Annotated in this window: 19 protein-coding genes and 2 other annotated features; of the genes, 15 read left to right on the forward strand and 4 right to left on the reverse strand. The window is 47.2% G+C overall.

What is annotated here, in order from left to right:
- Nucleotides 1-15 precede the first annotated feature (15 nt).
- Nucleotides 16-1,443 carry a cardiolipin synthase gene (gene cls, locus ABN764_RS10855; RefSeq protein WP_072727408.1) on the forward strand — a complete coding sequence of 476 codons (1,428 nt, stop codon included), beginning with the start codon at nucleotides 16-18 and terminating at the stop codon, nucleotides 1,441-1,443.
- Here the strand turns inward: cls and ligD are convergent.
- From ligD to ku, 3 genes are all read right to left on the reverse strand, one after another.
- Complete coding sequence (ligD, locus tag ABN764_RS10860) at nucleotides 1,426-2,367, reverse strand: non-homologous end-joining DNA ligase (protein ID WP_446671879.1); 942 nt, start codon at nucleotides 2,365-2,367, stop codon at nucleotides 1,426-1,428. The genes cls and ligD overlap by 18 nt on opposite strands.
- 106 nt (nucleotides 2,368-2,473) lie before the next feature.
- Nucleotides 2,474-3,520 carry an ATP-dependent DNA ligase gene (locus tag ABN764_RS10865; protein ID WP_446671880.1) on the reverse strand — a complete coding sequence of 349 codons (1,047 nt, stop codon included), beginning with the start codon at nucleotides 3,518-3,520 and terminating at the stop codon, nucleotides 2,474-2,476.
- Complete coding sequence (gene ku, locus ABN764_RS10870; RefSeq protein ID WP_446671881.1) at nucleotides 3,520-4,623, reverse strand: non-homologous end joining protein Ku; 1,104 nt, start codon at nucleotides 4,621-4,623, stop codon at nucleotides 3,520-3,522. Before ku ends, ABN764_RS10865 begins: the two co-directional genes overlap by 1 nt.
- A gap of 216 nt (nucleotides 4,624-4,839) precedes the next feature.
- Here ku and ABN764_RS10875 point away from each other — a divergent pair, with 216 nt between their 5' ends.
- The 7 genes from ABN764_RS10875 to ABN764_RS10905 all read left to right on the forward strand — a co-directional run bounded on the left by ABN764_RS10875 (nucleotide 4,840) and on the right by ABN764_RS10905 (nucleotide 11,756).
- Nucleotides 4,840-5,031 (forward strand): H-type small acid-soluble spore protein, encoded by a 192-nt coding sequence (locus ABN764_RS10875; RefSeq protein ID WP_028531648.1) that lies wholly within the window; start codon nucleotides 4,840-4,842, stop codon nucleotides 5,029-5,031.
- A 296-nt stretch (nucleotides 5,032-5,327) separates the two neighbouring features.
- Nucleotides 5,328-5,807: a tRNA (adenosine(37)-N6)-threonylcarbamoyltransferase complex ATPase subunit type 1 TsaE gene (tsaE, locus tag ABN764_RS10880; protein WP_021254337.1), complete on the forward strand. Its 480-nt coding sequence runs from the start codon at nucleotides 5,328-5,330 to the stop codon at nucleotides 5,805-5,807.
- Nucleotides 5,808-5,810: 3 nt separating this feature from the next.
- Entirely contained in the window at nucleotides 5,811-6,692 is an 882-nt protein-coding gene (gene tsaB / locus ABN764_RS10885) for a tRNA (adenosine(37)-N6)-threonylcarbamoyltransferase complex dimerization subunit type 1 TsaB (RefSeq protein ID WP_446671882.1), read from the forward strand.
- A gap of 138 nt (nucleotides 6,693-6,830) precedes the next feature.
- Complete coding sequence (gene rimI / locus ABN764_RS10890; RefSeq protein ID WP_446671976.1) at nucleotides 6,831-7,280, forward strand: ribosomal protein S18-alanine N-acetyltransferase; 450 nt, start codon at nucleotides 6,831-6,833, stop codon at nucleotides 7,278-7,280.
- A 69-nt stretch (nucleotides 7,281-7,349) separates the two neighbouring features.
- Complete coding sequence (tsaD, locus tag ABN764_RS10895; protein ID WP_446671977.1) at nucleotides 7,350-8,351, forward strand: tRNA (adenosine(37)-N6)-threonylcarbamoyltransferase complex transferase subunit TsaD; 1,002 nt, start codon at nucleotides 7,350-7,352, stop codon at nucleotides 8,349-8,351.
- A 114-nt stretch (nucleotides 8,352-8,465) separates the two neighbouring features.
- Nucleotides 8,466-8,750 (forward strand) — a binding site (T-box leader).
- Between the two features lie 62 nt (nucleotides 8,751-8,812).
- Nucleotides 8,813-9,091, forward strand: a binding site (T-box leader).
- A 145-nt stretch (nucleotides 9,092-9,236) separates the two neighbouring features.
- On the forward strand, nucleotides 9,237-10,811 hold the full coding sequence (locus tag ABN764_RS10900) for a 2-isopropylmalate synthase (protein WP_446671883.1): 1,575 nt from the start codon (nucleotides 9,237-9,239) through the stop codon (nucleotides 10,809-10,811).
- Nucleotides 10,812-11,279: 468 nt separating this feature from the next.
- Nucleotides 11,280-11,756, forward strand: a complete 477-nt coding sequence (locus ABN764_RS10905) for a YbaK/EbsC family protein (protein WP_446671884.1) — start codon at nucleotides 11,280-11,282, stop codon at nucleotides 11,754-11,756.
- 95 nt (nucleotides 11,757-11,851) lie between these two features.
- On the opposite strand, the gene abc-f is transcribed toward ABN764_RS10905, so the two are convergent.
- Nucleotides 11,852-13,822 (reverse strand): ribosomal protection-like ABC-F family protein, encoded by a 1,971-nt coding sequence (gene abc-f / locus ABN764_RS10910; RefSeq protein ID WP_446671885.1) that lies wholly within the window; start codon nucleotides 13,820-13,822, stop codon nucleotides 11,852-11,854.
- A 323-nt stretch (nucleotides 13,823-14,145) separates the two neighbouring features.
- Here abc-f and ABN764_RS10915 point away from each other — a divergent pair, with 323 nt between their 5' ends.
- The 7 genes from ABN764_RS10915 to ABN764_RS10945 all read left to right on the forward strand — a co-directional run bounded on the left by ABN764_RS10915 (nucleotide 14,146) and on the right by ABN764_RS10945 (nucleotide 20,544).
- Nucleotides 14,146-14,826, forward strand: coding sequence for a 5-formyltetrahydrofolate cyclo-ligase (locus ABN764_RS10915; RefSeq protein WP_174811418.1), 681 nt, complete (start codon nucleotides 14,146-14,148; stop codon nucleotides 14,824-14,826).
- A gap of 139 nt (nucleotides 14,827-14,965) precedes the next feature.
- Entirely contained in the window at nucleotides 14,966-15,466 is a 501-nt protein-coding gene (locus ABN764_RS10920) for a MogA/MoaB family molybdenum cofactor biosynthesis protein (protein ID WP_028531653.1), read from the forward strand.
- A gap of 127 nt (nucleotides 15,467-15,593) precedes the next feature.
- A complete protein-coding gene (locus ABN764_RS10925) occupies nucleotides 15,594-15,863 on the forward strand; it encodes a twin-arginine translocase TatA/TatE family subunit (protein ID WP_446671886.1) in 270 nt (89 codons plus the stop codon).
- Nucleotides 15,864-15,940: 77 nt separating this feature from the next.
- Entirely contained in the window at nucleotides 15,941-16,723 is a 783-nt protein-coding gene (tatC, locus tag ABN764_RS10930; protein ID WP_446671887.1) for a twin-arginine translocase subunit TatC, read from the forward strand.
- Nucleotides 16,724-17,022: 299 nt separating this feature from the next.
- Complete coding sequence (groES, locus tag ABN764_RS10935; RefSeq protein ID WP_021254326.1) at nucleotides 17,023-17,307, forward strand: co-chaperone GroES; 285 nt, start codon at nucleotides 17,023-17,025, stop codon at nucleotides 17,305-17,307.
- Between the two features lie 124 nt (nucleotides 17,308-17,431).
- A complete protein-coding gene (gene groL / locus ABN764_RS10940) occupies nucleotides 17,432-19,069 on the forward strand; it encodes a chaperonin GroEL (RefSeq protein ID WP_021254325.1) in 1,638 nt (545 codons plus the stop codon).
- 692 nt (nucleotides 19,070-19,761) lie between these two features.
- A complete protein-coding gene (locus tag ABN764_RS10945) occupies nucleotides 19,762-20,544 on the forward strand; it encodes a CPBP family intramembrane glutamic endopeptidase (RefSeq protein WP_446671888.1) in 783 nt (260 codons plus the stop codon).
- Nucleotides 20,545-20,863: the final 319 nt, after the last annotated feature.

Consider the following 20,863-nt stretch of genomic DNA (forward strand, 5'->3'; position numbering starts at 1 on the left):
AGGTTGCACGAATTCATGATATGGGTCATCGTAATATTGCTTGTGTACTTCTTCCAAATCGTGACGATTGTGCTCTCAGAATACAAGCATCCATCAAAAGCAGTTGCCTGGTTATTGATTCTTTTCTGCTTTCCTCTCATTGGCTTTGTCATGTATTACTTTCTGGCTCAGGAATATACGGCTCGTAGACGTGTGCGCAAGCATGAATTGTGGGGAGAATACGTTAATAAAAGCGAGCTGTCCAAGTTGAGTATTATTGATCAAGTTGAGGAATTGAACAACAGCGATATGCTTAAGCATGAACGTTTGTTTTCTTTAATTTCTACTTTGTCGCCCAGCCCGATAACCAGCTGCAATTCGACTGAGGTATTAACGAATGGACAGGCTGCGTTTGAATCGATGCTGGACGCTATCCGCGGGGCGAAGCGTCATATACATATGGAATTTTATATTATTCGAGATGATGGTATTGGCACGATGTTTCAAGAAGCACTGATTGCGAAGGCGAAGGAAGGCGTCAAGGTGCGCATCATTGCGGATGGGGTAGGAAGCATTGAGCTGCGGCGCAAATATGTGCGCAAGCTCCAGCAGGCAGGCGTGGAATTTCATTGGTTCCTTCCTGTGTGGGTATCTTTCTTTCGGCGCAGGCTCAACTACCGGAACCATCGCAAGATTGTCGTGATTGACGGGACGATTGGATTTGTTGGCGGTATTAATATCGGCGACGATTATTTAGGGTTGAACCACAAGCTGGGGTTTTGGAGAGATACACATTTGCGGGTAGTAGGGGATGGTGTCTACGCGCTTCAGGCCGTCTTTCTGCACGACTGGTCCTTTGTGAAGGAGCCGCCGAATGATCGGCAGGATCTATTTCCTGAACATACCTGTCAAGGCTGTGAGCAGGTGAAGATGATTTCAAGCGGGCCAGACGCAAGCTGGGATGCCATTCAAGAGCTGTTCTTCGGAGCATTAAGCTCGGCGCAGGAACGGATGTGGATAATAACGCCATACTTCATTCCTGATTTAAGCATCCGGCTTGCATTGAAGACGGCAGCGGTAAGCGGAATTGATGTGCGGGTTATTATTCCGGGGAAGTCGGATTCACGCATCGTAGATTGGGGCTCCTTATCCTATGTGGAAGAGCTCATGCAGTCCGGGGTTCGCTTTTATCAATATCAGAAAGGCTTCGCCCATGCAAAAGCATTTATTATGGATAACGCGCTGGGTTCAGTCGGAACTGCAAATTTGGATATGCGTAGCTTTTTTAGTAATTTTGAGATCAATGCGGTGTTGTTCGACAAGCAGGCAATTGAACGATTGGAGCAGGACTTCTATAAGGATTTTGATGACAGTGTTGAAATTGATTATACGAAGTTCGTTCATCGCTCCCGCTGGCAACGGGCAGCCGAGGCGTTGGCTCGGCTGCTATCGCCGCTTCTGTAATGCAGCAATGTGGCTTGCTAGTGCTTCCAATACTGGCTCAATGTGCTGCTTCGGCTCAAGCTGAATGAGATCGCCTGTTAGCTGCAGGCGATCAGCAGCATTAAGCAGATGGAAATCCCGAGGCATCGGATTCCGTCTGACTTCATCCCAAGTAAGCGGCATGGAGACGGATGCATATCGCGTTGCTCGTGGTGTATAGGGAGCCGCGATGGTTCGTCCTTTGTCATGCTGCATGTAATCGATATAAATATTAGTGCCGCGATTTTTTTTGAATCGCTCAATCGTGAACAGCTTCGGGTGACGTTCGCATAAATAAGCCGCAACCACATGTCCCAGTTCTTTTAACTGAGTAAAGGAAGGGCCCTGCTCGATGGGGATTACAATCTGTACGCCAGTTGCACCGGAGGTCTTCGGCACGGAGCGGAGCCCCAGCGGCTCCAGCATATCACCGACGAGCGAGGCTGCCTCCATGATTCGAGGCTCCTCTTCTACAGATGGATCGAGATCAATAATCCACTCCGTCGGAAGCGGGTCATGAACCTTATGCAGAGAAGGGTGGTATTCGATGCATGCCAGATTCCCAAGCCAGAGCAGTGTTGTAATGTCATTGAGCACCACATAAGAAATGCCTTCTGATACAGCCGTTTGAACATAAGGCGGAGTGGGCTCAGGGGCATTTTTCTGATAGAAGAATTTCCCGCTCACTCCATCGGGATAACGTATTGTCGTTAAGTATCTCCCTTCACATGCTGGAAGCAGATAAGGACTAAGCCTTACAAGCTCCTGTATGAATCGTCCTTTAGTAATCCCCATTTCGGGGAACAGCATCTTGTCAGGATTGGTAATCTGCACATGATTTCCGCCGATGTTCAATGTCGCGGAAGAAGTCTGTGCCTGGCTGCCAGTCCCCTTCGAAGTTCCCAATGTATGAAACCTCCTTCACGCACATAATGATGGCCGCTCTTTGGCCGCTCTTCAATGCGCTATAGCCGAATTTATCAGGTATCGTGTTTGAAAGTGTTTTGGAATTTCAGGTATTAAGCAATGGCAGTGTTAAGATGCGCGGATGGCGAAGCAAGCCGGCGTCTGTGTATTCTAGAGCACCGATGAGACAAGGGATCGGATGTCGATACCAGATTATCTGCTCCTTCGATAAGGAGGCGGGCAGCCCTAGTGTTACTGGACGGTCTGCTGGATGTTTGATTGCCCATGCCGTAAGCAGTTGTCTGCGGAGCTCGTCCAATCCAATAGAGGCCTTGCCCATATATTGCCCTGTAGAATCCGCCAAGACAATGCTTGAAGGACGATTGTCCTTACGCACATAGCCAATTGCGAAAGACTCTAGCTGCATATCCTTCTTCTTCTTCATCCAATCTCGATGCTGTTTTCCTTCTACATAGGGCGAATCCAATCGCTTGCTGACGATTCCTTCCCACCCACGCTCGTTGACCCACTGCCATAAGGCGTCGCCATCATCGAAGCAATCCGTGACGAAGCAACGTTCTGTTGATGGTATTGGGAGGCTAATAAGGCGTTCATATCGCTCTGAGTAGGGACATGCTCGGATATCCTTCCCATTGCATGCGAGCAGGTCAAAGAGCACGTAGATGGCTTGTAACGCTTCACCTGCTCCTTGCGATCTTGTTCGCTCCCGCTGAAGCACAAGCGGGAATGACGGGCGCAGCGTCTTAGGATCCATTACAACAACTTCTCCATCCAAGAGCACAGGGTGTCGAAGCGTTCTCGCCCATTGATTGAGCATCCCGGTAACTTCTGAATAGATGCTGGTCTTGTTAAGCAATTTCTTCGAGTACAGCTGTACGCTCCCAGGAGAGCATAATGCTAATATGCGTACCCCATCCCACTTTAGCTGATGCGTCCAGCCTGCTCCTGTCGGGATATGGGAGGACAGCAGTGGGGACATGGGAGGCGCAGGCAATCGATACGCATCAGAAAGAGATTCCTTCGTCTGAGCTGTACCTTGATTAGAACATATAGAAAGTAAGCCTGATTGTGAGGGAACGTTTGAATTGGCAATCGATGTTGCAGTCCGATCACGCGGCCCATTCTCTCTCATTATGAGCTCAAGCCTTCCTTCGATTTCTTAGTACTTCTGCGTCGACGTGCAGGAGGGGCTGGTTCTGCAGCTTCTCCGCTAGCTGCTTGCTTAGCTGGCACGCGTGTAGAAGTACTGCGAGCCTTGCGCCTGCTTCGAGGAGCTTCTTCGGACAAGGTTGACTCATTAGCAGCTGCATTTGCACCGGTCTGCTCGGTACTTGTTTCCTGTGCTGCCGTTTCTGATTTTCGTTTAGTTGTTCTTCGTTTCCGGGGCGATGCACCTTCTGTTGCTGTTGCATTGCTTGCTGTTACCGGCTGGCTTACGCCTGTATCCGTGCTAATCGGTGCAGGTGATTTCATTGCCTCGATACTAGCTTGCAATGCAGCCATCAAATCAACGACATTGGCGGTAGGCTGAGCAGCTGGAGCGGTACGAATCTCTTGTCCTGCAATTTTTTGTTCGATACGTTCCAACAAGCGTGCTCGGTACTCGTCCGTATATTTTTCAGGCTCGAAGGTAGTTGATAACTGGCTAATAAGCAGCTTGGCCATCTCGAGTTCTTTAGGGTTCACCTGTACCTGTTCCGGAACATTCGGTACTTGAGTCGAAGCCCGGATCTCATCGGGGTAGTGCATCGTCTCCATTACGAGGCAATTGTTCAACACACGGATTGCAGCAAGACTGCTCTTTGCACGAAGGGTAACCTTAGCAATTCCAATCTTGCCAGTCTCATTGAGGGCTTCCCTCAGGAGTTGATACGCATTCGCCCCTGCTTGGTCCGGGGAGAGGTAATACGTTTTCTGGTAATAAATTGGGTCAATTTCCTGCAAATCGACAAAATCAATGATGGAGATAGCACGGTTGGCCTCTTCTTGCAGCTGCTCCAATTCCTCTTTGTCGAATAAGACGAAACGCCCTTTCTCATACTCATATCCCTTGATGATCTCGTCCCAGGCCACCTCTTTGTCGCATACCGGACAGGATCGAACGTAGGATAACGGGCTTCCGCATTCTTTATGAATCATGCGCATGGATATATCCTTATCCTCGGTTGCGGTATGCATTTTGACAGGGACGTGTACAAGGCCGAAGCTTATGGCGCCTTTCCAAACCGTGTGCATGCTGTGCCTCCTTTGCTTATTGATACTTGATGATCTCATTAGTAAGCATGAGAAATGCAAAATGATTGCCTGATCTCAGTATGTGAAAGATGCACTGGGGTTACCCATTCTGAAGCATGCATGAAATAGGAAGCGCTGAGCCATCTTAACAGAAGGTGGCTGCAGGCAGGATGTGCCGCATGCGGAGTTGAAAATGAAGGAGGATGGGGCATGATGATGGATGCCAACCGTGCGAAACAAATATTAGAGATGAAGGATACGGTGCCCGTTCGCTTGGATGGGGAGCAGTCTGTGTGGATTGAAAGCGTGGATGTAGCGAATAGTATGGCGACCGTTCAAGTGGGAACGAGTCCATTGAACACGCAGACGGTAGCGGTAGACCGCCTCGTTGAGGAGAAAAAGCATTAACGTCTCTTGTAAGGAATGATGGTATCAAGAGAAGGGAGAAGGCGCCTGCGGCATGCAGGTGTCTTTTTGTCTATTAGACATTTGATTTATGCCTTTCTTTTTGGCAGGTGAAAATGGTTTTAGGATGGAGAGGGGAGTGTACCATGGATAGCATGTAGGGTCATAGAAATCATTTTCCTAAGGGTATAGTTGTACGATGACTTCGCATGTTTCTAAGGTAGACCTCGGTTTGGAGATGTTGAATTTATGCTATAATGATAACTTAGTTACTATACGTATCGTGATGGAGGACAAATATGAATCAAATTGCGGAATTTGCCTTCCGCTCAAGCAGCGAAGCGGATACGGAACGACTGGCTTCCCGGCTGGCTGAACGGTTCCATGCGGGAACTGTAATCGCGCTTGATGGGGACTTAGGCGCAGGCAAGACGAGGTTCTCACAGGCTGTAGCGAAGGCGCTGGGCATTACGGGTGTCGTGAACAGCCCAACCTTTACGATTATTAAGGAATACGAAGGCGATGCGTTGCCTTTATATCATATGGACGTATATCGGATATCGATGGCGGAAGCGGACGAGCTGGGGCTGGATGAGTACTTCTATGGAGAAGGCGTGTCCTTGGTGGAATGGTCCAGCATTATTACCCCGATCTTGCCTCCACAGCATTTGCACTTGTTCATTCAGAATGAGGGAGAGACAGAACGCATCATTCGATTGACTGGATACGGGGAGCCGTACGTGTCATGGGTGAATGAATTGAAACGGATGGGAGTATGAATCATGGCAGTACAACATGAGCAAGTCAAGGTGTTAGCGTTAGATACCTCTACTTCTACTATGGCTCTAGCGCTTCTTCATGATAGGAGAACGGCAGCTCAGCTTGAATCGCAGGCTGAACGCAATCACTCCTTGAAGCTGGTTCCAGCGATGCAATCCATGCTGAAGGGTCTGGATTGGGAGGGGAGCGATCTTTCTCTCCTTGCAGTGGGGATTGGACCAGGCTCTTATACAGGTGTGCGAATTTCCGTTACAGCTGCGAAGACCATGGCCTGGGCATGGGGCAAGCCGGTTGTAGGCGTGTCAAGCTTGCATGCATTAGCGCTAAGTGGACTAGAAGCTGTTCGCGAGGGAAAAGTCTCAGATGGGACCCTAAAGATAGGCAAAGACTGGGTTTATCCGTTAGTGGACGCTCGGAGAGGCCAAGTATATACGGCTCGGTTCCGCACAGGAACAGATACAGGTGCTGTCGAAGTAGAAGATAAGACTTCTGGACAAGAATCGGAATGGGATACACAGCTCGGATATCGCGTGCAAGAGGATGGAATTCGATTGTTCAGTCAGGTGGCGGAAGAGGTGGCACACGTATTGCAATCCACTGATTTAGAGCCGGCTGATATGCCCGAACATGTATGGTTCGTCGGAGAGATTGAGCCGCATATGGAACGAATTGCAGCACTTCAAGAACAATTCGGAGATCGGATACATGCGGTTCCTTGTTTGATGAAGGCCCATTGGATCGGCCGAATTGGAAGCAAGGCCTTCCATCAAGGTGAGATTGGTGACACACACCGACTGGAGCCGAATTACACACAATTGACGGAAGCGGAATCGAAGCTGCTTGCGAAGGAGCAGGCGGCAGCCAAGGCTGTACAACAATCGTAAAGGAGCGTACTTTGGATGGGACAAGCTGAAGAACAGAAGGCTGGAATTGTGTCACAGCCGCGACATGCTGATCAGGACGAGGCGAATGTTAACCACTCTTCTCAGCTGAAACAAGCTCAACATGTTCAATTTCGCCGTATGACGATTGATGATATCTCGGGTGTGCTCGCGGTTGAGCATGCTTCATTTACGTTGCCATGGACACAAGATGCTTTCCGTAATGAGATGACGAACAATTTATTTGCAAAATATATCGTGATGACAGCGGGTGAGCGTATTATCGGTTATGCAGGAATGTGGACCGTCCTGGATGAGGCGCATATTACGAATATTGCTGTACATCCAGAATATCGAGGGCAGCGGCTCGGAGAAATGCTGCTCCAAGAGCTAGTTCAGCTGGCGCACTCACTTGAAATGCTGCGAATGACACTTGAGGTGCGTGTCTCGAATCATGTCGCACAGCGATTGTATGCCAAGTTCGGCTTCACTTCGCAAGGCGTGCGCAAAGGCTATTACTCCGATAACCAAGAAGACGCGCTTATTATGTGGTCAGACTTGGATCCTAAGGCTCCCTATGCAAGACCCTAAGGCGCTAACTGATTAAAGCAGGTGAAATCATTGACGAACCAATCTATTAAAGATAATTCTTGCCTCATTATGTCTATTGAAACGAGCTGCGATGAGACCTCAGTAGCTCTCGTCCGCGATGGACGAGAGGTGCTGTCCAATATGGTGTCCAGTCAAATCGACGTTCATCGCCGCTTCGGCGGAGTTGTTCCGGAGATTGCCTCTCGCAAGCATGTCGAGACGATTACGGTGATGCTGGAGCAGGCGCTTCAGGAAGCAGACGTTACGATGGCAGATGTAGATGCAATTGCGGTAACACAAGGGCCGGGTCTAGTCGGATCGCTGCTTGTTGGCGTTGTCGCAGCCAAATCACTGTCTATGGCTCTTAATATTCCGCTCATTGGAACTCATCATATTGCGGGTCATATTTATGCGAATCGACTAGTGGAAGAGATTGAGTACCCATGCATGGCGCTCGTAGTGTCTGGGGGTCATACAGAACTTGTGCTCTTGGAGGAAGAAGGAAAATTCCAGGTAATCGGGCGTACAAGAGACGACGCAGTAGGCGAGGCTTATGACAAGGTAGCACGGGCAGTCGGCTTCCCATATCCGGGAGGTCCGCATATCGACCGGCTGGCAGTTGAATCAACCGAGGAGGTCGAGATGCCCCGAGCTTGGCTTGATCCCGAATCGTACGACTTCAGCTTCAGTGGATTGAAATCTGCCGTGCTGAATGCGGTCAACCAGGCAAAGATGAAGGGGGACGAGCCGAATTACGCAGGAATTGCCCGTGGATTCCAGCTCTCTGTCATCGACGTGCTGATTGGCAAAGCGATGCGGGCTGTTCAACAATACGGTGCGAAGCAGCTTCTGTTGTGCGGTGGGGTTGCCGCCAACCGGGGCCTGCGGGCCGCATTGGCAGAACGCTGTGCTGTTGAGGGGATTCCACTACTCATCCCGCCATTCGAATATTGTACGGACAATGCGGCAATGATCGGAGCAGCTGCTTATTTGAAGTGGAAGCATGGTCAGTCTACGCCGCTTGACTTCAAGGCAGAGCCATCGTTCTCCTTAGAAGAGTGGTCCGTGTAATCCATTGCAGAATGCAGCTTCTTTCAAGCGTCGATAATTAGGTATTGACGATTTCAGATGAGGGCAATATAATAATCATCAAACCTAAATCCTTCCATGGAATGGGAAATACGGTATAACGCTAAGATCAGGAGTAGTAGGGAAATTGCTGTTCAAATGAAGAGAGCTGCGGGATGGTGCAACGCAGTGGCAGCAAGCCTGAACTCGCCTGTGAGCGGATCGGCGGAATGAAGTACGCAGATACGGTAGCCCCCGTCATCGGGCGTACATGACGATATATTTCTAGGCTGTGGCCTGCGTGTATCGACATGTGCATGAAGCGGATGAGGCTTCATCTGTCGCGAAGATGGAGTTCATCAACTAGAGTGGTACCACGGCAGAACACCTGTCGTCTCTAACGAGGCGACAGGTTTTTTTATTGTCACCCAACTTAATCGAACGACACGACAATAAGATAGTATTCATACACAACGAACAGGAGTAGTAAGAGTTGAACTGTCTCACAGCAAGCTGCGGGGTGATGCGACGCAGTGACAGTAAAGTCTGAACTCGCCTGGGAGTGGAACAGCTGAACGAGCATGATTGGATATGACGATATTCCGATTATATTCGATAAGCAGTTACGGTACCTGCCGTTATCAGGCATGAGAGGAAGGTCTCGAATAGGAGCTGGCTGCGCCTGCATCTTATATGGCCTTCAATCGGAGTGGTACCGCGGCATACAACCTGTCGTCTCCTGATACGTGGAGACGATAGGTTTTTTTGTATTCATTTCTCCTTTTGGAGTATGTCTCTGGACGACAGAAAAATAATTTCCGTTTGAAGATGAATAACGAGTTTCTATGCTGATTCCCTATAGCCTTTCCATATGAAGGAGGACTTTCTATGTCAACGAACAATAGCAATATGATTCGAATTTTTGATACTACGCTGCGGGATGGAGAGCAAGCACCAGGTGCAGCTCTCACGTTGGATCAGAAGCTGGAACTGGCGGGAAGACTTGCTGCATTGGGTGTAGATGTCATGGAGCCGGGATTTCCGGTATCCAGCCCAGGGGAATTTGAGGCCGTACAGCGCATTTCAAGAATGTTCCCTGAGGTCGAAATCTGTGGTTTTGCACGTGCGGTAAAAGAGGATATCGATGCTGCGGTTCGCGCAACCGAAGATGCAGCGAAGAGACGTATCCATCTCTTTATTTCCGCTTCGGATATTCATCTGCAATATCAGCTGCGCAAGACTCGGGAAGAAGTGAAGCAAATGGCACGGGAAATGGTGTCCTACGCCAAGCAATTTGTAGATCAGATTGAGTTCACGGCTATGGATGCGACACGCGCAGACGCTGATTATGTAATTGAACTTGTAGAGACTGCTATTCAAGAAGGAGCCACAATTATTAACTTGCCGGATACAGTTGGTTATGCTCTTCCTGAGGAGTACGGAGCATTATTCCGCAAGGTGAGACAAGGCGCGCGGGGGGCAGACCAAGTTCAATTCAGTGCCCATTGCCATAATGATCTGGGTCTTGCTGTTGCGAACAGTATCGCTGCGATTCAGGCAGGAGCTACTCAGATTGAAGTAACGGTAAATGGGGTTGGGGAACGCACAGGCAATTGCGCGTTGGAAGAGCTCGTGATGGCACTGAATACGCGGAATGATGTATTGCGGGCGGGCACGCAGATCAAGCCAGAGCACTTATACGAAACGTCTCGCATGGTTAGCCGCATGATGCATTTCCCGATTGCATTCAACAAGCCGATTGTGGGCCGCAACGCTTTCCAGCATGAGTCTGGTATTCATCAGGATGGATTGCTCAAAAACCGCAGCACTTACGAGATCATGGATCCTGTTGAGCTGGGCATTCCTCATCATATGATTATTCTGGGCAAGCATTCGGGACGCCATGCACTCAAGCATAGAGCTGCCCAATATGGAGTCTCATTGGATACGAATCAGTTGGAAGAGGTATATGCGAACTTCAAGCACATGGCTGATCAGCAGAAGGTTGTGACGGATGAACAACTGCTTCATTGCATCGGGGAGACGTTGAATGAACAGCTGGAGGCTGTTGAACTGCTTGATGTTCAAGTAATAGCGGGGAGCTCTCGCAGTCGTGTTGCCTCCGTGGTAGTTAAGAAGCAGGATACTGGAATGGAGCATACTTACGCCGGTGTGGGCAGCGGGCCAATTGAAGCCGTGATACGGGCAATTACGCAGTCCTTCTCTGAACCGATTCAATTTGAAGACTTAGAGCTTCATTCCTTGTCTTCCGGGGAGAATGCTGCGGGCGAGGCCATAGTTACCGTGTCGTGCAATGAATGCCGCTACCAAGGAAGTGCGATGCACCAAGATATTGTAATGGCGGCTGCACAAGCCTATGTTGCTGCATGCAATCAAGCCGTTCGAGGCCAAGTGGCTGAGTCAGACCCTATTGCCCAGTCGGGGATTGTGGGGGTATCCTAACGGAGTGTGGACAAAGTTATCCACATATTCCGTTGAAAATGTGGATAGGACGCTTTCGGCCATGCAGGACTAAGGATCTAGTTTTGGTGAAAAAAAGAATAACATTTGCAATGGAATACACTGGAATTGTGGATAATGTGGATAAAACAGTGGATAATCTTGGTTTACAAAATCAAAACACTGGTCTACCAGTAAAAAAAGAGTAAAAATGAAAATTAGATTTCTGTTTCATAACAATGATTCTTGTGAATAACCTGTGATTTACGTGGATGTGGTCTTAAAGTCTGCATTTATTCATGAAAATTCCATTTCGTGGAATGAAATGTAGGGCATGAATGCTGCAGGATGGCTTATCGTACTAGCGATAAATAATGATTCGGTGCTGATGTTATTCAGCACTGACCATCCATCTTGTAAGTAGCCATTCAGAGTAAAATCGATTCACCGAGCTGTGATGGAGGTGTTGGAATGGATGAGCTTAAGAACAGTGCGCAGATTGTGCAGGACAAGCTTGCAGCTAGGGGTCTGCCTAATCAGGTTGTTGAGCTGCCGGATAGCACGAGAACCGCGCAAGAAGCCGCAAACACAATCGGGTGTGAAATATCGCAAATCGCAAAGTCAATTATATTTCGCAGAAAGGCTGCAGACCTCCCTTTGCTGATTGTGGCAAGTGGGACGAATCGCGTAAATGAGAGAGCGATCAGTTATCTATTGAACGAAAAGATTGGCAAGGCAGATGCTGATTTTGTCCGAGAACATACAGGCTATGTGATCGGAGGTGTTCCGCCGTTTGCCCATAAGGAATCGATTGAGACGCTGATCGACGAAGAACTGATGAAATATGAAGTGATATGGGCCGCAGCAGGTCATCCCAAAGCTGTCTTTCAGTTAACGCCTGAGCAGTTAGTGGAATTGACGAACGGAAAGGTAGTTTGTATCACATAATTCATATGGTTAAATTGTATGGTGCTTAAAGTGTATACAAAAAAGGGATCCCAATGGGGAATCCCTTTTTCAACACGTAATGAGGATAAACTCTCTTATGCCTCCATAAGCAGCTCCCACTCGGCATATACTTCATCAAGTGCGGCCTTGGACGCATCTAATTGTTCCTGAATCGACTGGACGCGTACATAATCATTGAACACTTCGGGTTCGGTAAGTTCTAGTTCACGAGCAGCAATCTCTGCTTCCAACTCGGCAATTTGCTTCTCGATTTGCTCCAGCTTACGTTGTCGTGCGCGTTCTTCTCGCTTTGACTGCTTATCTGCTTCATACGTAGACAATCCACTAGGTGCTGCATCTGATTTGCCTTCCGCCGTACTGCTCTGGAATGAAGCAGGTTTGCTCGGCTGAGATGGATTTGTGGAGAGCAGATCCTTATCTTCTTCCAGCTGCTGCTTCTTCTCTACATAGTCGTCATAATTTCCTAGGAAATGACACGTTCCTTCTGCACTCATTTCCACGATGCGCTCAGCCATCTTGTTCAGGAAGTAACGGTCATGTGAAATAAAGAGCAGTGTGCCTTCATAGTCAATCAGAGCGGATTCGAGCACTTCCTTGCTGAATAGATCCAAATGGTTGGTCGGTTCATCGAGTATGAGCACATTTGCTTGTAGGAGCATCAGCTTGGCTAGTGCTACTCTAGCTTTTTCCCCACCACTGAGAGAAGCGATCTTCTTCTGTACATCGTCTCCGCTGAATAAGAAGCTTCCGAGTACGGTTCGAATACGAACTTCATCCATATGCGGATAGGCAGACCATACTTCCTCCATGACGGTTACATTCGGGTTCAAATTTGTCTGTTCCTGATCATAGTAACCAATCGTAACATTCGTGCCCCATTGGATCTGTCCAGCTAATAGATCGTGCTTGCCAGTCAATGCTTTCAACAAGGTTGACTTGCCGATTCCGTTCGGGCCAATGAGTGCGACCATTTCTCCACGCTTCAATTCGAAGCTTACGTGGCGAAATAATGGAGGCTTATGGTCATAGGATGCAGATGCTTCTTCTACTTTAAGCACATCTTTCCCGCTTTGACGTGTAATCTCGAAGCTGAAGCTTGCACGCTTCAGATCCCCAAATGGCTTATCGATTCGTTCCATTTTTTCGAGTGTTTTACGACGGCTTTGTGCACGCTTGGTTGTTGAGGCGCGTACGATATTGCGCTGTACAAAGTCCTCAAGCTTAGCTATTTCAACTTGCTGCTTCTCATAGAGTTTCATTTGCTGCTCATATTCGGCTGCCTTCAACTCGATATATTTCGAATAATTGCCTGTATACCGCTTGGCCTGATGGCGTTCGATCTCGATGATCGTCGTCACCATCGCATCTAGGAAGTATCGGTCATGCGATACAACAAGGACAGCGCCAGGATAGGAACGTAAGTAACCTTCGAGCCATGTAAGGGTATGGATGTCTAGATGGTTCGTAGGTTCGTCAAGCAGGAGCAAATCAGGCTGTTGCAACAAAATTCGGGCAAGTGCCAATCTCGTCTTCTGTCCACCGCTCAACGTGTGAATATGAATCGTGTTCGGATCCATCTGGCCGAATCCCATGCCGTGTAAGATGCTGCGCACACGCGTCTCCATCTCGTAGCCGCCATGCTGGCGGAACCAATCTTGTTGCTCCGCATATCGACGCAAGATCTCTTCATATCGAGATTCATTCTCCGCAGTTGCAGGGTCAGCAATAAGACGCTCTAATTCTCGAAGCTCCTGCTCAGCCTCAATGAGGTGAGAGAATACGGACATCATCTCTTCCCAAATCGTCCGTTCTGAATGGAGACCGGTATGTTGGGCAAGATAGCCGATTCGAGTTTCCTTCGACTTGTATATGATGCCATCATCAGGTGTGAGCTCTCCCGCAATCATTTGCAAGAGCGTAGACTTGCCGGCGCCGTTGACCCCAACTAGGCCGATCCGCTCACGTTCTAAAATTTGAAAAGTAATGTTTGATAACACGGGGGTAATCCCGTAACTTTTGCATATGCCGTTCGCTTGAAGCAGCATCGGTATCTCCTCCGTTTTGGGCAAACTACCATGTCTTAAGAGGTTGTCCAATCCGTGCTACAAGAGCAATCAGAATTGAACATATCCCCTTAAGTTTACATGAAAATGCGGAAAAGTGCGAAGTCTTTCCATGTATAAGATGATAATATTGAAAGCAGTCGGTATCGAAAATGGAGAATGCTTGCGTATAGCTAGCGGAAATGAAGTAAGGATGGTAAACTAAGGTTGAAAATGGTGAAAATGAGTGAAAATAAGAGCAAATGAACATACATAAGAGATTTACGCCGAATGGAAGAATGTAACGCAGCCGAGGAGGGGTACAGTTGGAGCAAGCGGCAGATAAAGGCACACTTCGAGAACGATTCAAACAGCGCCGAAAGGCGGTAATGGAGAAGGAGTACGCTGTATCCAGTGCAGAAGTATGCAACCATGCTTCTGCCTATTTCGCGCAGCTGCGGGCACATTTGAAGCGCCCACTTCGGATATTTGGCTATTGGCCATTTGGAAGAGAGTTGGACATTAAACCCTTGCTCGCTGTTTGTTTAGAAGCTGGAGATCAGATTTACTTGCCGCGAACAATCCCTGCTACACGAACAATGACACTGCATCGATGGGATGACCGCACGACGTTTACGGATGGCTGCTTCGGGCTCCGTGAACCTGAAGCACATACGGATGTGCTGCCGAGCGAAGAATGGACAAGTCTAGACGTGATTATTGTACCTGGTATTGCATTTGATACCGAAGGCGGCAGACTCGGATTAGGGGCTGGATATTATGACCGCTTCTGGCAGTCTTATATGGAGAGCTTCACGAACAAACAAGGAGTCGAAGAGGATCTATCGGTCGTGCGGATAAGCTGTGTCTATTCTTGGCAGATTACTGATGATGTTCCGATGGAGCCCCATGACATTGGGGTGGATCTGCTTATTTCCGAAGTAGGCATAATTTTTTGCGAGCGAGGAAGGATTTCGCAGGAAGAGCTCGAACTTGGATTGCAGTAGCAGACTCATGGTATTTTTGATTAGACTGCGACTTTTTATATTGGACTAGACAGACACAGCTGAGAAAATATAAACGAGCTTTAGCATGGAACAAGAGATTATTATGATGAATTGGCGAATGGCGGAAGGAGGAATGGACATGCTTTGGAAAGTGGCAATATTAACAGCAAGTGATAAAGGTTCACGTGGCGAACGGGAGGATACGAGCGCACAGGTTATCCGTGAGCTAGTCGAGGAAGAATTGCATGGTGAGGTTGTAGAATACCGGATTGTGCCGGATGAGGTCAATGATATTTCAGCATCATTAATTGAGATGGCTGACTACTTCCAAGCGGACTTAATTATTACCACCGGAGGAAATGGATTAGCTCCGCGTGATGTGACGCCTGAAGCGACGATGAAGGTGATTGATAAGGAAGTTCCTGGATTGGCAGAAGCAATGCGGTACGCAGCTATGCAGCGAACCCGCAAGGCAATGCTGTCTCGTGCAGTCTGTGGAATAAGAGGCAAATCACTCATTATCAACTTGCCTGCAAGTCCAAAGGGTGTACATGATCATTTGCTGGCGATTATCGACCAGTTGCCGCATGCTTTGTACGCGGTTAGCGGGAATTTGAGCAGTGCGGACGAATTCGAGTAGTGTGCCGAATTTGGAATGATTTTCATAAATTTGTTACAGTTCATTGGTATTTTCTACATATCTAGTATGTTATGATGTATATCATAGCATTTCATTCTATAGAGGCAATGAAAGGTGGAATTACAAGGTGTTTAACGGAATCGGGGTTTCTGGTGTTCTGTTGCTGTTGATTATTGCCTTGTTATTGTTCGGACCAAATAAACTTCCTGAGCTTGGCCGCGCATTCGGCCGTACTTTACGGGAGTTCAAAGCAGGTGCACGCGATATTATGGGTGATGACGAAGAATCCAAGCCTGTTCGCAAGGAAGTGCAGCATGTAGGTGTAGAGAAGTCTGAACAGCTTTCTTCTACGGCTTCGGCGACTCAATCCGAATCACAACGGCGTTTGCCGGAATAATGCTTCGCTGGTGTCACAACCTTCTGGCTGTGACCTAATGAAGATTGCAACAATGTGATGAACAGGCTGGTGTAGCAATGTCGATAGAAAAGGAAGACAAACTGACAATGGTCGAGCACATTGTCGAACTGCGCAAACGGATTGTTCTCATTCTGGTGGCGCTTGTTATCGGGCTTGTAGGCGGACTTATACTAGCTGATCCGATCTATACCTACCTGCGCAGTGTCGAGCCGGCCAAAAATATGCCGCTGCATGGATTTTCGCTCTGGGATGGCATCAATATTTATATGAAGTTCGCCTTTATTTTTGCCTTGGCGATTACGCTGCCGATTACACTGTATCAACTGTGGGCTTTTGTCAGTCCCGGCTTGAGAGTGATAGAGCGACGAGCGGCTCTTCGTTATGTGCCCTTTGTGTTCGTATTATTTTTGTTAGGGCTGTCATTTGCGTATTTTGTTGTCTTTCCGATGGCTTTCGAGTTCACTTCTAGTATTAATAAACACATGGATTTGCAAGCGACGTATGGGATTACGCAATATTTCTCGTTCATGTTCAATATATTGCTCCCGATATCACTGCTGTTTGAGCTGCCAGTTGTAATCATGTTCCTGACACGAATACGGCTGTTGAATCCGCTTCGGCTGCGTAAAATGCGCCGTTTAGCGTATTTTGTCTTAATTGTGTTAGGTACGATGCTGTCGCCGCCGGATGTCATTTCGGACATCTTGGTGTCGATTCCGCTGCTCATTCTTTATGAGTTAAGTGTGTTCTTGTCTTCGATTGTTTATCGCAAACAGATAGCAGAACAGCTTGCTTGGGAGAAAGAGTTCGATGAATCAGCAGATGCGACAATCGCCTAAGTTATAAATGCAGGTAGAGAGAGTGTGATTCGATTTGCACTTTTTCTTACCTGCATTTTTTGTTGAAAACAGCCCGTCTTCATAAGCTTATGAGACATAGGGGTTATAAAAAGTTAAAAATTTTTAAGCGAATACCCCCTTGCAATCGAATCTTAAAATAAGTATCATAAGAATTGTTATTAGCACTAACCACTATCGAGTGCTAACACATTACTAATTTTGTTGTGGAGCCCTTGTCCGTACTATCGGGCAGCGGATTCTTCACTTTATAACTCTTGTTTAAAAGGAGGCTATTTTTCATGATCAGACCTTTAGGTGAACGCGTATTGATCGAGGCAATTGCGAAGGAGGAAACTACAGCTTTCGGAATCGTATTGCCGGACACTGCCAAAGAAAAGCCGCAAGAAGGCAAAGTTGTGGCAGTAGGTAACGGAGTGTGGAAAGACGGCCAACGTGTGGCTTTGGAAGTAAAAGAAGGCGACCGCGTGCTGTTCTCCAAATACGCTGGAACTGAAATTAAATTCGAAGGCAAAGAATACTTGATTATGAAAGAAAGCGACATCCACGCAGTAATCGGCGAATAGAGCCGGAGAGCGTATGCGCTCATTTTGCAATCACATGATCACGTTCCAGAGAGGGAACCGCTGAATCACATACATGAAGATGAATGAATGAACATATTGATACGAATTGAGGAGGGTTTCACTAATGGCTAAGGATATTTTGTTCTCTGAAGAAGCACGTCGTGCGATGCTTCGTGGTGTAGATGCTTTGGCAAATGCGGTTAAAGTGACACTTGGACCAAAAGGTCGCAACGTTGTATTGGAGAAGAAATTCGGTTCTCCGCTTATTACGAATGACGGTGTAACAATCGCGAAAGAAATCGAGTTGGAAGATGCATTCGAAAACATGGGTGCGCAACTCGTTAAAGAAGTAGCTACGAAAACAAACGACGTTGCTGGTGACGGTACAACTACAGCTACAGTTCTGGCTCAAGCGATGATTCGCGAAGGCTTAAAGAACGTTACAGCTGGCGCGAACCCAATGGTAGTTCGCAAAGGTATCGAGAAGGCTGTTCGTGCAGCAGTTGAAGAATTGCACAACATTGCGAAGCCGATCGAAGGCAAGCAAAACATTGCTCAAGTTGCAGCGATCTCTGCAGCTGACGATGAAGTAGGTACGTTGATCGCTGAAGCGATGGAGAAAGTTGGCAAAGATGGCGTAATCACTGTCGAAGAATCCAAAGGATTCAACACAGAGCTTGAAGTGGTTGAAGGTATGCAATTCGATCGCGGATACATCTCTCCATATATGATCACTGATACTGACAAGATGGAAGCTGTTCTGGACAATCCGTACATCTTGATCACAGATAAGAAGATCTCTACAATCCAGGAAATCTTGCCAGTATTGGAGAAAGTCGTTCAACAAGGCAAGCAGCTCGTTATCATCGCTGAAGATGTAGACGGCGAAGCTCTTCCTACATTGGTTCTGAACAAATTGCGCGGTACATTCACTTGCGTAGCTGTTAAAGCTCCAGGCTTCGGCGACCGTCGTAAAGCAATGCTGCAAGATATTGGCGCATTGACTGGCGGCCAAGTCATTACAGAAGAGCTCGGTCTCGAATTGAAATCGACTACGATCGATCAATTGGGTACTGCTCGCCAAGTTCGCGTAACAAAAGAAAACACAATCGTTGTAGATGGCGCTGGCAACAAAGCGGACATCGATGCGCGTGTGAACCAAATCCGTACGCAATTGGAAGAAACAACTTCCGAATTCGACAAAGAGAAGTTGCAAGAGCGTCTTGCTAAATTGGCAGGCGGCGTAGCAGTTATCAAAGTTGGTGCGGCTACTGAAACAGAATTGAAAGAGCGCAAATTGCGCATCGAGGATGCTTTGAACGCGACTCGTGCAGCAGTCGAAGAAGGTATCGTTGCAGGTGGCGGTACTGCGCTTCTGAACGTATATAATGCAGTTGCAGCTGTTACTGCATCCGACGATGAGCAAACAGGCGTGAACATCGTCCTGAAAGCTCTTGAGTCCCCAGTTCGTACAATCGCTGACAACGCTGGTCAAGAAGGCTCCGTTATCGTTGAGCGCTTGAAAAATGAAAAAGTTGGCGTAGGCTACAACGCTGCTACTGGCGAGTGGGTTGACATGATCGTTCAAGGTATCGTTGACCCTGCAAAAGTAACACGCTCCGCGTTGCAAAACGCAGCTTCCGTTGCAGCTATGTTCTTGACAACTGAAGCGGTTATCGCTGACAAGCCAGAGAAAGAAAAAGCCGGCATGCCTGATATGGGCGGCATGGGTGGCATGGGCGGAATGGGCGGCATGATGTAATAGAATCATTTTCGAAGCAATTCGAAGATGGTCGACCGCGCCTAAATTATCTACATTGATTATGAGAAGCTTCTCATTCGTTCTCTGAACGTTTGAGTGGCTTCTTTTTTATTGGTTTCTTTTACTGCATATAGATGTTCCTCAGCCATATTCTAGATGGCGATTGAGCGCATCCGTTCTGGTGAAGAGGCTGTTGGTACAGTCTGGCAGCAAATGGCCCGTCTTCGTGGACAAGGCGATCAGTTTTAATCAGTTAATAAGTGAACCTATCCGTTATCGACAAAGCAGCTATTCGCGCACAAGCGCTGGATAGCTGTTCTTTTTGTTGAACTCAGTGATCGAATTCCTGTACACGGAGCTGAAGTTATCTTGATATATCCAGTTTGAGGAATTATTTTTAACAATTTTTCATTTACCTATTGTATGTAGTGTATTAAGTGATATAATACACTACATACAAATGATACACCAAAGGAAGGAGCTCATTGAATGACATGATTGTTGCGGAATGTGAATCACGTTGGATTTAAGCAAACCACTATACGAGCAAGTGCTCAATCGAATCCGAAGCTCCATCCCGGATCAACTTACAGAGACACGCTGCGGAGAGCAGAGAAATGCTGCATCATTCATACCAAGGTAGGTATGCGTTATTTCCTTAACAATACTAATGAGCGAAATGAGGAGTATTGATGAAGACAGAATTTTCGATAAGACACCCATACTGGGCGGCAATACTTGTAGGATTGCTTTGCACTTTGATGACAGCAACCGGCTTCGCTGTAACGAAGGCTATCGGGTTAGACGATGATCATAGCTTGTTAGTATTGGCAGCTTTTCTCGCTGTATCAGCCATTATTGGGTTTATGATTATGAAGAAGTCACGGTTTTCGTTATATGATTACGGATTCCGTTATAGCGAGGCTAAGAGCAGTAGTAAGGTTATGTTTTACATTCCGCTGCTCGTGATTGAAGTGCTTTCTATTGTAGCGTATGGCTTCAGTGGTGAAATACGTCCGGTACAATATGTGTTTACCCTGTTATTTACGATTTCGATTGGTTTCAATGAGGAAATCTATTTTAGGGGGTTGGCTCTAAGGTACATAGGGGAAAAAGGAATTAAAGCGGCGATCATATGGTCGTCGGTAATATTTGGGGTATTACATATGGCGAATGCATTTGGTGGCCAAAATATTGGCTACAGCTTACTGCAGGTTGTTTATGCTTTTCTGGTTGGTATTGTATTCGCGGAGATTGTATCGATTACGAAGAACTTGTGGTTCGTAATTGTATGGCATGCCGCACATGACTTTATCTCACTTCTGACAGAAGGCAGTATCGAAACTGGAATTATTATACTACCCGTGCAGGTAGCACTTTTATTGTTTTATGCGATCTATCTTTGGAAGAAGCATATTGCGCAAGAGAGTAGCATCACTAATTCTACCGATCAACAACCTCAAATGTCGCAATGAGCGACTCTATAAGATGAGTGCCTCAGCTCTATTTGCTGGGGCACTCATTTTGTTCTACAGCTTTGTATACGATCATCTTTCTTTGTTCAATACTTTCCTTCTGAATCAGTTTCTACTCTACCGCCTTGTTTAGGGAGATGCCTGTGTCGAGCATTCGGCGGTTAAAATTTTTATACCCTCTTTTTATACACCCTTATTGCAAACATATAAGCATCATCGTATCCGTATGTCCGCGTAGTAGGTCGGATGTGATCTTGTTCTCGCTCATACAATCACCTCCACAACTGCATAATAAAATATATTACACTGACAGTCAAGG

Origin of the sequence: Paenibacillus wuxiensis, assembly GCF_040195695.1 — a bacterium.
Taxonomy (GTDB): Bacteria; Bacillota; Bacilli; order Paenibacillales; family Paenibacillaceae; genus Paenibacillus_B; species Paenibacillus_B suaedae.

Bases quoted from the DNA above. Each gene is read 5' to 3' on its own strand.
- cls (WP_072727408.1), top strand. From the start codon at position 16: ATGATATGGGTCATCGTAATATTGCTTGTGTACTTCTTCCAAATCGTG.
- ABN764_RS10865 (WP_446671880.1), bottom strand. From the start codon at position 3,520: ATGAGAGAGAATGGGCCGCGTGATCGGACTGCAACATCGATTGCCAAT.
- ku (WP_446671881.1), bottom strand. From the start codon at position 4,623: ATGCACACGGTTTGGAAAGGCGCCATAAGCTTCGGCCTTGTACACGTC.
- ABN764_RS10875 (WP_028531648.1), top strand. From the start codon at position 4,840: ATGGATGCCAACCGTGCGAAACAAATATTAGAGATGAAGGATACGGTG.
- tsaE (WP_021254337.1), top strand. From the start codon at position 5,328: ATGAATCAAATTGCGGAATTTGCCTTCCGCTCAAGCAGCGAAGCGGAT.
- tsaB (WP_446671882.1), top strand. From the start codon at position 5,811: ATGGCAGTACAACATGAGCAAGTCAAGGTGTTAGCGTTAGATACCTCT.
- rimI (WP_446671976.1), top strand. From the start codon at position 6,831: ATGACGATTGATGATATCTCGGGTGTGCTCGCGGTTGAGCATGCTTCA.
- tsaD (WP_446671977.1), top strand. From the start codon at position 7,350: ATGTCTATTGAAACGAGCTGCGATGAGACCTCAGTAGCTCTCGTCCGC.
- ABN764_RS10900 (WP_446671883.1), top strand. From the start codon at position 9,237: ATGTCAACGAACAATAGCAATATGATTCGAATTTTTGATACTACGCTG.
- ABN764_RS10905 (WP_446671884.1), top strand. From the start codon at position 11,280: ATGGATGAGCTTAAGAACAGTGCGCAGATTGTGCAGGACAAGCTTGCA.
- abc-f (WP_446671885.1), bottom strand. From the start codon at position 13,822: ATGCTGCTTCAAGCGAACGGCATATGCAAAAGTTACGGGATTACCCCC.
- ABN764_RS10920 (WP_028531653.1), top strand. From the start codon at position 14,966: ATGCTTTGGAAAGTGGCAATATTAACAGCAAGTGATAAAGGTTCACGT.
- tatC (WP_446671887.1), top strand. From the start codon at position 15,941: ATGTCGATAGAAAAGGAAGACAAACTGACAATGGTCGAGCACATTGTC.
- groES (WP_021254326.1), top strand. From the start codon at position 17,023: ATGATCAGACCTTTAGGTGAACGCGTATTGATCGAGGCAATTGCGAAG.
- groL (WP_021254325.1), top strand. From the start codon at position 17,432: ATGGCTAAGGATATTTTGTTCTCTGAAGAAGCACGTCGTGCGATGCTT.
- ABN764_RS10945 (WP_446671888.1), top strand. From the start codon at position 19,762: ATGAAGACAGAATTTTCGATAAGACACCCATACTGGGCGGCAATACTT.